Source organism: Pseudomonas sp. LG1E9 (genome assembly GCF_003290225.1).
Lineage (GTDB): Bacteria > Pseudomonadota > Gammaproteobacteria > Pseudomonadales > Pseudomonadaceae > Aquipseudomonas > Aquipseudomonas cyclaminis.
On record NZ_CP029983.1, the window covers coordinates 1184532 to 1197490 of the forward strand.

Genomic DNA, 12959 nt, shown 5'->3' on the forward strand with positions numbered 1-12959 from the left:
TCAACACATCTTCAACGCGGGGACACATGCAGACACTTAAGGTCGATCTAGGCGAGCGCAGCTACCCGATCCATATTGGCGAAGGTCTGCTGGACCAGCCCGAGTTGCTCGCACCGCATATTGCCGGGCGGCAAGTGGCGATCATCTCCAACGAAACGGTCGCGCCGCTGTATCTTGAGCGTCTGAGCCGCAGCCTGGCGGCGTACTCAGTGATCTCCGTGATTCTGCCCGACGGCGAAGCCCATAAGAACTGGGAAACCCTGCAACTGATTTTTGATGGCCTGCTCACCGCACGCCATGATCGCCGCACCACCGTCATTGCCCTGGGCGGCGGTGTGATCGGCGACATGGCGGGCTTTGCAGCAGCCTGCTACCAGCGTGGTGTGGACTTCATCCAGGTGCCGACCACCCTGTTGTCCCAGGTCGATTCGTCGGTGGGCGGCAAGACCGGCATCAATCACCCGCTGGGCAAGAATATGGTCGGCGCGTTCTACCAGCCCCAGGCCGTACTGATCGACACCGCGACCCTCAACACCTTGCCGCCGCGCGAGCTGTCTGCGGGCCTGGCGGAAGTCATCAAGTACGGGCTGATCTGCGATGAGCCGTTCCTGACCTGGCTGGAAGAACACGTGGACGCCCTGCGCGGCCTCGACCAGGTCGCACTGACCGAAGCTATTTCCCGCTCCTGCGCCGCCAAGGCGTTGGTGGTCAATGCTGACGAACGGGAGTCCGGTGTACGGGCTACCCTGAACCTGGGCCATACCTTCGGCCATGCGATCGAAACGCACATGGGCTATGGTGTGTGGTTGCATGGTGAAGCCGTAGCGGCTGGCACGGTAATGGCACTTGAGATGTCGCAACGCCTGGGCTGGATCAGCGCCCAGGAGCGTGATCGCGGTATCCGCCTGTTCCAGCGCGCCGGCCTGCCGGTGATTCCGCCTGAGGAAATGACCGAGGCGGACTTCCTCGAACATATGGCGATAGACAAGAAAGTGATCGACGGTCGACTGCGACTGGTACTGCTGCGCCACATGGGTGAAGCGGTGGTGACCGACGATTATCCGAAAGAGATTTTACAGGCCACGCTGGGAGCGGATTACCGCGCCCTGGCCCAGCTTAAAGGTTAATAAGATCCCGATGACTAGTTTGCATGCCGACGAGGCGTTCCTCGGCCATTACCACTTAAGCCACGACCCTTTTGCTCCGCGGGTGCCTGGTTTCAAATTCTTTCCGGCCCAGCGCAAGCCGGTGCTCGGGCAACTGCACCACCTCGCACGCTACAGCCAGTTGCTGTTGGTTGTAACCGGCCCGTTGGGTAGCGGCAAAACCTTGCTGCGCCAAGCCCTGGTTGCCAGTACCAACAAGCAATCGGTGCAAAGTGTGGTGGTGTCGGCCCGTGGCAACGGCGATGCGGCCGGCGTGCTGCGCCAGGTTGCACAGTCCCTGGACGTGTCCACTGCCGAACCGAGCGCGATCCTCAAGCAGATCGTGCAACTGGGCCTCACCGGCCAGGAAGTCTACCTGCTGGTGGATGACGCCGAGCAGCTCGACGAATCTGCCCTGGAAGCGCTGTTGGCGCTGGCGGCTGGTACGCCGGAAGGTCGTCCCCATGTGTTCCTGTTCGGTGAGTCGTCGCTGATCGCCGATCTGGAGCAGATCAGCGGTGATCAGGAGCTGTTCCACGTCATCGAATTGCAGCCGTACGAAGAAGAGGAAACCCGCGAATACCTGGCTCAACGCCTCGAAGGCGCCGGGGCCGGTATCGAACTTTTCACGGCAAATCAGATCTCTGATATTCACGAAAGCTCCGACGGCTGGCCTGGCACCATCAACCAGGTTGCCCGCGATGCAATGATCGAAGCCATGATTGCCAGCCGCTCCGCGGTCAAGCGTCCAAAGATGGGGTTCACTATGCCTAAGAAGCACGTACTGGCGATTTCTGCCGTTGTCGTGGTCGCTGTTGCCGCCGCCTGGTTGATCCCGGGTCGCAACAAGGCGCCGACCACCGCCAGCGCGCCAACCGAACAGGCGCAGTTGCCACTGGGCAAGCCTACGCCGAATGTCGAGTTCGCCAACTCCGGCCAACCGACCAACCTGCCAATGGTGGGTCAGCCTGTGATGCGCGGCCCGCTCGCCGAAGAGGCCGGTGGGATCTCCGAAGGCGACGACGGCGTACCGGTAGAGGGCTCCAGCGCCACACCACCGACCGTCACGACCACCGCGCCACCTGCGGGCGTGCCAGCGGGTCAGCCTGCCACCAAGCCAGCCGCCGTGCCGACACCGGCGCCAACCATCGCAACTGCCAAGCCTGCACCTGTCACCAAGCCCGTAGCGCCCGCTCCGGCAGCCAAGCCTGCGCCAGTGACCAAGCCTGTGGAAAAACCTGCCACCGTCGCCAAGGCAGGCGCCGCCGGCAGCAGTTGGTACGCCAGCCAGCCGACCGGCAACTTCGTGGTGCAGATCCTCGGCACCAGCTCCGAAGCCAACGCCCAGGCGTTCGTGAAAGAGCAGGGCGGCGAGTACCGTTATTTCAAGAAAGTGCTCAACGGCAAGCCTCTCTACGTGATCACCTACGGCAACTTCGCAAGCCGTGCCGCAGCTGATTCTGCGATCAAAACCTTGCCAGCGAAGGTTCAGGCTGGTAAACCTTGGCCTCGCACTGTTGCCAGCGTTCAACAAGAACTCGCAACAACTCGCTGAAGATCCGGCGGCCTTACCCAGGCCGCCCTCCCGGCACCTCAAAATTAAAACCGCAAGTGCGTGCTGCCCTCAAGGCCGCGCGCTTTGTGGTGTCTGCGTCACAGTGGCTTTTGAGTCGTAGCGGTCAGAATTAAAAAAGTTTTGACTAGCACAGCATATCGCTTTAAACCTTTCATAAATGCGACATAGATTTGCGACATTTCGTCGCTAAATTTGTGAGCGTCTGTGTCGGTGTGTACAATGACCTCCCTTTTGCCCCCGCTAAGCCGGCGTACGTTCGGCGTGGAAGGTAACCGGTTGAATTGAAAAGAAATTTGCCTCGGTATAAGAGGCAGCCTGGTGAGAAAGTGTCTATGAAAGCAGGTCTGTACCAACCCGATGAATTCAAGGATAACTGCGGTTTCGGCCTGATAGCCCACATGCAGGGCGAGCCCAGTCATACCCTTTTGCAAACGGCCATCGAGGCCCTGACCTGCATGACCCACCGCGGTGGGATCAACGCTGACGGCAAGACCGGTGACGGTTGCGGCTTGCTGATTCAAAAGCCCGACCAATTCCTGCGCGCTGTCGCCAAAGAGCATTTTGCGGTCGACCTGCCCAAGCAGTACGCCGTGGGCATGGTGTTTTTCAACCAGGACCCGGTCAAAGCCGAAGCTGCTCGCGAGAACATGAACCGCGAGATTGCCGCTGCCGGACTGCAGCTTGTCGGCTGGCGCAAAGTGCCCATCGACACCAGCGTGCTCGGCCGCCTGGCCCTGGAGCGCCTGCCGCAGATCGAACAAGTGTTCATCGCAGGTGACGGCCTGAGCGACCAGGACATGGCGATCAAGCTGTTCACGTCCCGTCGCCGCTCGTCGGTGCTTAACGCCGCCGATACCGACCACTACATCTGCAGCTTTTCCCACAAGACCATCATTTATAAAGGCCTGATGATGCCGGCGGACTTGACCGCCTTCTATCCAGACCTGAGCGATGAGCGCCTGCAAACCGCGATCTGCGTGTTCCACCAGCGCTTCTCCACCAACACCCTGCCGAAATGGCCGCTGGCCCAGCCGTTCCGCTTCCTCGCCCACAACGGCGAGATCAACACCATCACCGGCAACCGCAACTGGGCCGTGGCCCGTCGCACCAAGTTCGCCAATGACCTGATGGACCTGGAAGAACTCGGCCCGCTGGTCAACCGCGTCGGTTCCGACTCCTCCAGCATGGACAACATGCTCGAACTGATGGTCACCGGCGGCATCGACCTGTTCCGTGGCGTGCGCATGATCATTCCGCCTGCGTGGCAGAACGTCGAAACCATGGACCCGGACCTGCGTGCATTCTACGAGTACAACTCGATGCACATGGAGCCGTGGGACGGCCCGGCCGGCGTGGTCATGACCGACGGCCGCTACGCGGTATGCCTGCTCGACCGTAACGGTCTGCGCCCGGCGCGTTGGGTCACCACCACCAACGGCTTCATTACCCTCGCGTCGGAAATTGGCGTGTGGAACTACAAGCCGCAAGACGTCATTGCCAAAGGCCGCGTAGGCCCTGGCCAGATCCTGGCCGTGGACACCGAAACCGGGCAGATCCTCGACACCGACGCCATCGACAACCGCTTGAAGTCCCGTCACCCGTACAAGCAATGGCTGCGCAAGAACGCCCTGCGCATCCAGGCGACCATGGAAGACAACGATCACGGTTCGGCTTTCTACGACGTCGACCAGCTCAAGCAGTACATGAAGATGTACCAGGTCACGTTCGAAGAGCGCGACCAGGTGCTGCGTCCACTCGGCGAGCAAGGCTACGAGGCGGTCGGTTCCATGGGCGATGACACGCCGATGGCCGTGCTGTCCCAGCGCGTGCGCACGCCGTACGACTATTTCCGCCAGCAGTTCGCCCAGGTGACCAACCCACCGATCGACCCGCTGCGCGAAGCCATCGTGATGTCCCTGGAAGTGTGCCTCGGTGCCGAGCGCAACATCTTCCAGGAATCGCCTGAGCACGCCTCCCGCGTGATCCTCAGCTCGCCTGTGATTTCGCCGGCCAAGTGGCGTTCGTTGATGACCCTGGATCGCCCGGGCTTCGACCGCCAGATCATCGACCTGAACTACGACGAAGCCCTCGGCCTTGAAGCCGCTGTGCGCAACGTCGCCGACCAGGCCGAAGAAGCCGTGCGCGCCGGTCGTACCCAGATCGTGCTGACCGACCGCCATATCGCGCCGGGCAAGCTGCCGATCCACGCTTCACTGGCCACCGGTGCAGTGCACCACCGGCTGACCGAAAAAGGCCTGCGCTGCGACTCCAACATCCTCGTGGAAACCGCCACCGCCCGCGACCCGCATCACTTCGCGGTGTTGATCGGCTTCGGCGCCTCGGCGGTGTACCCGTTCCTGGCTTACGAAGTGCTGGGCGACCTGATCCGTACCGGTGAAGTACTGGGCGACCTCTATGAGGTGTTCAAGAACTACCGTAAAGGCATCACCAAAGGCCTGCTGAAGATCCTGTCGAAGATGGGCATCTCCACTGTCACGTCTTATCGCGGCGCTCAATTGTTCGAAGCCATCGGCCTGTCCGAAGAAGTCTGCGACCTGAGCTTCCGTGGCGTGCCAAGCCGCATCAAGGGTGCGCGTTTCGTCGACATCGAAGCCGAACAGAAAGCCCTGGCAGCCGAAGCCTGGAGCGCGCGCAAGCCGATCCAGCAAGGCGGCCTGCTAAAGTTCGTGCACGGTGGCGAATACCACGCGTACAACCCGGACGTGGTCAGCACCCTGCAAGCCGCCGTGCAGCAGGGCGACTACGCCAAGTTCAAGGAATACACCTCGCTGGTGGATAACCGCCCGGTGTCGATGATTCGCGACCTGTTCAAGGTGAAGACCCTGGACACGCCGATGGACATCAGTGAAGTCGAGCCGCTGGAATCGATCCTCAAGCGCTTCGACTCCGCCGGTATCTCCCTGGGCGCCTTGTCGCCTGAGGCGCACGAAGCCCTGGCCGAAGCCATGAACCGCCTGGGTGCGCGTTCCAACTCCGGCGAAGGCGGCGAAGACCCGGCGCGCTACGGCACTATCAAGAGCTCGAAAATCAAGCAAGTGGCCACTGGTCGTTTCGGTGTGACCCCGGAATACCTGGTTAACGCAGAAGTGCTGCAGATCAAGGTTGCCCAGGGCGCCAAGCCCGGTGAAGGCGGGCAACTGCCAGGGGGCAAGGTCAACGGTCTGATCGCCAAGCTGCGTTATGCAGTGCCAGGCGTGACCCTGATTTCGCCACCGCCGCACCACGACATCTATTCGATTGAAGACTTGTCGCAGCTGATTTTCGACCTCAAGCAAGTCAACCCGAAGGCCCTGGTGTCGGTGAAACTGGTAGCGGAAGCCGGCGTGGGCACCATTGCCGCCGGTGTGGCCAAGGCCTATGCCGACCTGATCACCATCTCCGGCTACGACGGCGGTACCGGCGCATCGCCGCTGACCTCGATCAAGTACGCCGGCGCGCCATGGGAACTCGGCCTGGCCGAAACCCACCAGACCCTGCGTGGCAACGACCTGCGCGGCAAGGTCCGTGTCCAGACCGACGGCGGCCTGAAAACCGGTCTCGATGTGATCAAGGCTGCAATCCTCGGCGCTGAAAGCTTCGGCTTCGGCACTGCACCGATGATTGCCCTGGGTTGCAAATACCTGCGCATCTGCCACCTGAACAACTGCGCCACCGGCGTCGCTACGCAGAACGAGAAACTGCGCAAGGATCACTACATCGGCACCGTCGACATGGTGGTGAATTTCTTCACCTACGTCGCCGAAGAGACCCGTGAGTGGCTGGCCAAGCTGGGCGTGCGTTCGCTGGAAGAGCTGATCGGGCGTACCGACCTGCTGGAAATCCTGCAGGGCCAGACCGCCAAGCAGCACCACTTGGACCTGACGCCCCTGTTGGGCAGCGATCACATCCCGGCCGATAAACCGCAGTTCTGCGGCGTAGAGCGCAACCCGCCGTTCGATAAAGGCCTGCTGGCCGAGAAGATGGTCGACATGGCCGGTTCCTCGATCAGCGACGCCAGCGGTGGCGAGTTCGCCCTGGATATCTGCAACTGCGACCGTTCCATCGGCGCACGCATCTCCGGCGAAATCGCACGCAAGCACGGCAACCAAGGGATGGCTAAAGCGCCGATCACCTTCCGCTTCAAGGGCACTGCGGGTCAGAGCTTTGGCGTGTGGAACGCAGGCGGCCTGCACATGTACCTGGAAGGCGACGCCAACGACTACGTAGGCAAGGGCATGACCGGCGGTAAGCTGGTGATCGTTCCTCCAAAAGGCAGCGTCTACAAGAGTCAGGAAAGTGCCATCATCGGCAACACCTGCCTGTACGGCGCAACGGGTGGCAAGCTGTTCGCCGCCGGTACTGCCGGTGAGCGTTTCGCCGTGCGTAACTCCGGTGCCCACACCGTGGTGGAAGGCACTGGCGATCACTGCTGCGAGTACATGACCGGGGGCTTTGTCGCGGTACTGGGCAAGACCGGCTACAACTTCGGTTCGGGCATGACCGGCGGTTTCGCCTACGTGCTCGACCAGGACAACACCTTCGTCGACAAGGTCAACCACGAGTTGGTCGAGATCCAGCGGATCAGCGGCGAAGCCATGGAGTCCTACCGGAACCACTTGCAGCACGTGCTGGACGAGTACGTTGAGGAAACCGGCAGCGAATGGGGTCGTAACCTCGCCGAAAACCTCGATGATTACCTGCGTCGTTTCTGGCTGGTCAAGCCCAAGGCTGCCAACCTGAAATCGTTGCTTTCCAGCATCCGTGCCAATCCGCAGTGATATGCGCCTGAAGAGTTTGATGAGGTTTTAACATGGCTGAACGTCTGAATAACGACTTCCAGTTCATCGATGTCGGGCGCAAAGATCCGAAGAAGAAACTGTTGCGTCAACGCAAGAAAGAGTTCGTGGAAATCTACGAACCCTTCAAACCCCAGCACTCGGCCGACCAGGCCCACCGCTGCCTGGGGTGCGGTAACCCGTATTGCGAATGGAAGTGCCCGGTGCACAACTTCATTCCCAACTGGCTGAAATTGGTGGCCGAGGGCAACATCCTCGCCGCCGCCGAGCTGTCGCACCAGACCAACACCCTGCCGGAAGTGTGCGGCCGGGTGTGCCCGCAGGACCGTCTGTGCGAGGGCGCGTGTACCCTTAACGACGGTTTCGGCGCGGTGACCATCGGTTCGGTGGAGAAGTACATCACCGACACCGCCTTCGCCATGGGCTGGCGTCCGGACATGTCCAAGGTCAAGCCGACCGGCAAGCGCGTCGCCATCATCGGTGCGGGTCCGGCGGGCCTGGGCTGTGCCGACGTGCTGGTGCGTGGCGGCGTGACCCCGGTGGTGTTCGACAAGAACCCGGAAATCGGTGGCCTGCTGACCTTCGGTATCCCGGAGTTCAAGCTGGAAAAAACCGTGCTGAGCCACCGTCGTGAAGTCTTCACCGGCATGGGTATCGAGTTCCGCCTCAATACCGAAATCGGCAAAGACATCACCATGGAGCAACTGCTCGAAGAATACGATGCCGTGTTCATGGGCATGGGCACCTACACCTACATGAAGGGCGGCTTTGCCGGCGAGGACCTGCCGGGCGTGTATGACGCGCTCGACTTCCTGATCGCCAACGTCAACCGCAACCTGGGCTTTGAAAAGTCGCCGGAAGATTTCGTCGACATGAAAGGCAAGAAGGTCGTGGTGCTGGGCGGTGGTGACACCGCGATGGACTGCAACCGTACCTCGATCCGCCAGGGCGCCAAATCGGTGACTTGTGCCTATCGTCGTGACGAAGCCAACATGCCCGGCTCGCGCAAAGAGGTGAAGAACGCCAAGGAAGAAGGCGTGAAATTCCTCTACAACCGCCAGCCGATCGCGATTGTTGGTGAAGACCGCGTCGAAGGCGTGAAGGTGGTCGAGACCCGTCTCGGCGAGCCGGACGCCCGTGGCCGTCGCAGCCCCGAGCCGATCCCTGGTTCCGAAGAGATCATCCCGGCCGACGCCGTGGTCATCGCCTTCGGGTTCCGCCCAAGCCCGGCGCCGTGGTTCGAGCAGTTCCAGATCCAGACCGACAGCCAGGGCCGCGTTGTGGCCCCGGAACAAGGCCAGTACAAGCACCAGACCAGTAACCCGAAAATCTTCGCCGGTGGCGATATGGTGCGCGGCTCTGACCTGGTAGTTACCGCGATCTTCGAAGGTCGCAACGCCGCCGAAGGCATCCTGGATTACCTGCAAGTCTGACCCCGATCCCAGGTTGAAATGGGATCAAAGTGTGGGAGGGGGCTTGCCCCCGATAGCGGTGGTTCAGTTAAAGATACTGAGACTGACACACTGCAATCGGGGGCAAGCCCCCTCCCACATTTGATTTGCAGCGCTTTCATGTCCGCGACAAATTGACCCGATAGACAAAAGGCACGGCTCACTCCGTGCCTTTTGCGTCTGGCTCTGAGAAAATGCCCGCACTTTTTTTGCGGATGCCGACATGACTGCCCTCAAGAACGACCGTTTCCTTCGTGCCCTGCTCAAGCAACCTGTAGACGTCACCCCTGTGTGGATGATGCGTCAAGCCGGTCGCTACCTGCCGGAATACCGCGCCAGTCGCGCTCAAGCCGGCGATTTCATGAGCCTGTGCATGAATCCGGAGTTCGCCTGCGAAGTCACGATGCAGCCACTGGACCGCTACCCACAACTGGATGCGGCCATCCTCTTCTCCGATATCCTCACCATCCCCGACGCCATGGGCCAAGGCCTGTACTTCGAGACAGGCGAAGGCCCGCGCTTCAAGAAAGTCGTCAGTACCCTGGCCGACATCGAAGCGTTGCCGATCCCGGATCCACACAAAGACCTCGGCTACGTGATGGACGCCGTGAGCACCATCCGCCGTGAGCTGAACGGCCGCGTGCCGCTGATCGGCTTCTCCGGCAGCCCATGGACCCTGGCCACCTATATGGTCGAAGGCGGCTCGTCGAAAGACTTCCGCAAGACCAAGGCCATGCTCTACGACAATCCGCAAGCCATGCACCTGCTGCTGGACAAGCTGGCACAGTCCGTCACCTCGTACCTCAATGGCCAGATCATGGCCGGTGCGCAAGCGGTACAGATTTTCGATACCTGGGGGGGCAACCTGTCGGCGGCGGCGTACCAGGAGTTCTCCCTGGCCTATATGCGCAAAATCGTCAGCGGCCTGATCCGCGAACACGAAGGTCGCAAAGTGCCGGTGATCATGTTCACCAAAGGCGGCGGCCTATGGCTGGAAAGCATCGCCGACGCCGGTGCCGATGCTTTGGGCCTGGACTGGACCTGCGACCTGGGCGAAGCCCGCCAGCGCGTGGGCAACCGCGTCGCGCTGCAAGGCAACATGGACCCGACCGTGCTGTACGCCAAGCCGGAAGCGATCCGCGCCGAAGTCGGTCGCATCCTGGCCAGCTATGGCAAAGGTACCGGGCACGTGTTCAACCTCGGCCATGGCATTACGCCGGAAGTGAACCCGGAGCATGCCGGCGCGTTCCTGCGAGCGGTGCATGAACTGTCCGCGCAATACCACGAGTAAGCTTCCCTCCTGAAAAACGAGCCCCGTTTTGCCTGGCAAAGCGGGGCTCGTTGCGTTTCAGCGTTCGTTAAGCCCGGTCTTGGTAATTTGAGTTACTTGGGATTTTTCCTACAGCCTCGGTAACTCGTCTCGGTAAAAATCCTACCCGACGCTTCCACCCGCCAGCCACTGGCGTTAATTGTCAGGTGATTCCAGATGACTACCGTTTCCTACTCAACACGCCAGAAGTTGCTGCACTGGATCTCGGCCGTCGTCATTTTGTGGGCGTTGTTGTCGGGTTTCTTCGTGGCCGTGTTTACGGTGCCCGCGCCGGTCAAGGCATGGGTCGGCTTTTTCAATGTGTCGTTGACTACCCTCTACATCCCTGTCTTCGCCTTGCGGGTCTATTGTTCGTTTTCCCATGGCCTGGATTTCTCCATCAAGCGCTCACCGCAGGAATACATCGCGTTGTTGGTCCACAAGGCCATGTACCTGGTGTTGGCAGTGGTGTTGGCCACAGGGGTGCTGATGATGGATCGGCCGATCAATATCTTTAACCTGGTCTCCATCATGCCGTTCGACAGCGACCCGGCACGCATTGCCTGGTACACCCGCGTGCATGTGTTGTCTTGCGTGGGGTTGTTGTTGATGTTGGTCATGCATATTGGTGCGGTGGTGCTGCATGAGCGCAGGGGAAAGCGGGTGATGGCGCGGATGTCTTTTGAAAAGACACCCGGCGGTGAGTACGAGGATCAGGGAGTGAGGATTTGCTCGGCAAATCGTGCAACGACATGATCGAAGGCTTGTTGATCACTGAGTGCGGTTGCGCGCAGAGCCGTCATGATAGTTTTGAAGTCTTCATCACTGGCCTGGGAAAGAAAGTCGGGATCAAAGACGTGTTCAAGGGCGTTCTGGCGGCGATTGTTCAAGTAGGCGATATCCAGGGCGAGGACGTCGATCATCTTTACGGCGGGAGAGTCCTTTGTATCGGTTGCCTGAATCTGCCCGTTCAGCAGATACCGGAAACGCTGTTCACAACCGTCTTCCATTGGTGAGATATGCGCTGCATTGTCGAACCAGTTGCCTTTGAGATGTCCGCAATGTAACGGAGAGCCGGGCTTGGTTTCTCTGATGCAGGAGGCGTGGAGGTTTTGGTACTCAAGCGCCAACTCTTCGAAATGCTCTTGTGGGCGGAAGTGTTCGATATGGCTGGATCCAGTATCAATGTCTCTGCCGCAGTAACAACAAAAGCCGCCTTGCTCCAGTAAAAGACTGTCGTGCAGTTCACGTTTTTGCGGATGTCGCAGCGTTGAGTAAGTCGGCACCCAGTCGTCATTGGTTGAAGTTTTCCACTGGGTAAAAGAAGCCGGTTCAGTTCCCTTGAACACTTGTTTCATTTTCCGAGAATCTCCTTGCGGCGGATCAACGCTTGAGCACCTGCAAATTCGGGGAGGTCGGGCGCCAGTTCCTTGAGCGCCTGGAGTTGAGTTTTAGCTTTCTCCAATTCGTTGTCCTCGATGGTGCTGAACAGCTCGCTAAGGAGCGCTTCTATTTCGGGCTCTCGTTCGGATACTCCCATGATCTCTTCAAGAACCCGGCTGGAGTCAAGACCGTATGAAACGCGAGGATGTGAAGTGTCGCCGTTGTTCAGGAGCATAATCTCTTCAGGTCGCAGTCCGCCGATTATCTGGGGAGAGTGGCTTGCCGCGATGAACTGGATTTTTGGAAATGCATTTTTTAGCGCTGAGACGATAGTCCGTTGCCAATCTGGGTGCAGGTGAATGTCCAGTTCGTCAATCACCACTATTCCGGAGGTTTCTGCTAAGACGGTATGTCCTTTTTGCGGATTAAGAAGGCACATGCGGCGTGCTATATCGGCAATAAGCGCGATCATTCCACGTTGCCCGTCGCTCAGATTTTTGAACAGTAATGTGGTGTTGTCGTTCAAATTAACCAAAAGGCTCCGAATCTCAAGGTCATATTCGATGCCATTTGCATTGGGCAGGGCAAACTTCAAGGCTGCGTTAACCCAGTCGAGCTCATCACCGAATGGATTGGTGCTCTGGACGCGAGACATCCTTTGGAGTCGCTCAAGTGTTTTTCCTATAAACCAGCTTTCAAAGTCTTTTAGGCTTACAGAAGCGTCATACCAATTTTTATAGGCAGCTAGTCTGGAGGGCTGCTCGGCAATCGCCGACTCCGCCGACACATCAGTAGAAATCCATCGACGATTTGCTCGGTAAAAAGCAAACAGAGGAAGTTCCACAGGGGTTTCTGAACTTGAAGTATTGATTTCGTCTGCGATGTATACCGCCATAGCAGTATCTAAATTAGGTATATGACCTTGCCGAACTTGGCTTACCTCCCACGTAGGAAGTTCGAGTAAGTCACCGGTGGCTGTCAACGTTATTGGGTAAGCCCTTTCAAATCGATAACGGTCCTCGAACCTCAGAACTGTTGAGCGAACGTCAAGCTCAGATAACAGGCCTTCACTTTGGCCTAAACATCTGGAGATGTTGAAAAAGCTTGCCGCCACCGCCTGCAACAATGAAGTCTTGCCACTCCCATTAACCCCCACCACGAGGTTAAACCCCGGCTGAAAGTCAAAAGTGACATCTTCGTAGCAACGAAAATTCTGAATATGAAGCTGGTCCAGGCGCATTCTGGCTTTCCTTTACCAAGACTGACGAATGCCGTCAGTGTACCTTGGCCCGGCAGAAC

General features: G+C 59.2%; 8 protein-coding genes. 6 read left to right on the top strand and 2 right to left on the bottom strand.

What is annotated here, in order from left to right; all coding sequences use genetic code 11:
* Nucleotides 1–26 precede the first annotated feature (26 nt).
* From aroB to DNK50_RS05670, 6 genes are all read left to right on the top strand, one after another.
* Complete coding sequence (gene aroB / locus DNK50_RS05640) at nt 27–1127, top strand: 3-dehydroquinate synthase (RefSeq protein WP_112193059.1); 1101 nt, start codon at nt 27–29, stop codon at nt 1125–1127.
* 10 nt (nt 1128–1137) lie between these two features.
* Nucleotides 1138–2700, top strand: a complete 1563-nt coding sequence (locus DNK50_RS05645; protein ID WP_099583785.1) for an SPOR domain-containing protein — start codon at nt 1138–1140, stop codon at nt 2698–2700.
* 353 nt (nt 2701–3053) lie between these two features.
* Nucleotides 3054–7499 (top strand): glutamate synthase large subunit, encoded by a 4446-nt coding sequence (gene gltB, locus DNK50_RS05655; protein WP_112193060.1) that lies wholly within the window; start codon nt 3054–3056, stop codon nt 7497–7499.
* A 32-nt stretch (nt 7500–7531) separates the two neighbouring features.
* On the top strand, nt 7532–8950 hold the full coding sequence (locus DNK50_RS05660; protein WP_016979195.1) for an FAD-dependent oxidoreductase: 1419 nt from the start codon (nt 7532–7534) through the stop codon (nt 8948–8950).
* 241 nt (nt 8951–9191) lie between these two features.
* Nucleotides 9192–10259 (top strand): uroporphyrinogen decarboxylase, encoded by a 1068-nt coding sequence (hemE, locus tag DNK50_RS05665; RefSeq protein ID WP_112193061.1) that lies wholly within the window; start codon nt 9192–9194, stop codon nt 10257–10259.
* Nucleotides 10260–10454: 195 nt separating this feature from the next.
* Nucleotides 10455–11033, top strand: a complete 579-nt coding sequence (locus DNK50_RS05670; RefSeq protein ID WP_099583781.1) for a cytochrome b/b6 domain-containing protein — start codon at nt 10455–10457, stop codon at nt 11031–11033.
* On the opposite strand, the gene DNK50_RS05675 is transcribed toward DNK50_RS05670, so the two are convergent.
* Nucleotides 10991–11635, bottom strand: a complete 645-nt coding sequence (locus DNK50_RS05675) for a retron system putative HNH endonuclease (RefSeq protein WP_099583780.1) — start codon at nt 11633–11635, stop codon at nt 10991–10993. The genes DNK50_RS05670 and DNK50_RS05675 overlap by 43 nt on opposite strands.
* Nucleotides 11632–12900 carry an AAA family ATPase gene (locus DNK50_RS05680; RefSeq protein ID WP_112193062.1) on the bottom strand — a complete coding sequence of 423 codons (1269 nt, stop codon included), beginning with the start codon at nt 12898–12900 and terminating at the stop codon, nt 11632–11634. The genes DNK50_RS05675 and DNK50_RS05680 overlap by 4 nt, the downstream gene beginning before the upstream one ends.
* Between the last annotated feature and the right edge of the window lie 59 nt (nt 12901–12959).

Bases quoted from the DNA above. Each gene is read 5' to 3' on its own strand.
- aroB (WP_112193059.1), top strand. From the start codon at position 27: ATGCAGACACTTAAGGTCGATCTAGGCGAGCGCAGCTACCCGATCCAT.
- DNK50_RS05645 (WP_099583785.1), top strand. From the start codon at position 1,138: ATGACTAGTTTGCATGCCGACGAGGCGTTCCTCGGCCATTACCACTTA.
- gltB (WP_112193060.1), top strand. From the start codon at position 3,054: ATGAAAGCAGGTCTGTACCAACCCGATGAATTCAAGGATAACTGCGGT.
- DNK50_RS05660 (WP_016979195.1), top strand. From the start codon at position 7,532: ATGGCTGAACGTCTGAATAACGACTTCCAGTTCATCGATGTCGGGCGC.
- hemE (WP_112193061.1), top strand. From the start codon at position 9,192: ATGACTGCCCTCAAGAACGACCGTTTCCTTCGTGCCCTGCTCAAGCAA.
- DNK50_RS05670 (WP_099583781.1), top strand. From the start codon at position 10,455: ATGACTACCGTTTCCTACTCAACACGCCAGAAGTTGCTGCACTGGATC.
- DNK50_RS05675 (WP_099583780.1), bottom strand. From the start codon at position 11,635: ATGAAACAAGTGTTCAAGGGAACTGAACCGGCTTCTTTTACCCAGTGG.
- DNK50_RS05680 (WP_112193062.1), bottom strand. From the start codon at position 12,900: ATGCGCCTGGACCAGCTTCATATTCAGAATTTTCGTTGCTACGAAGAT.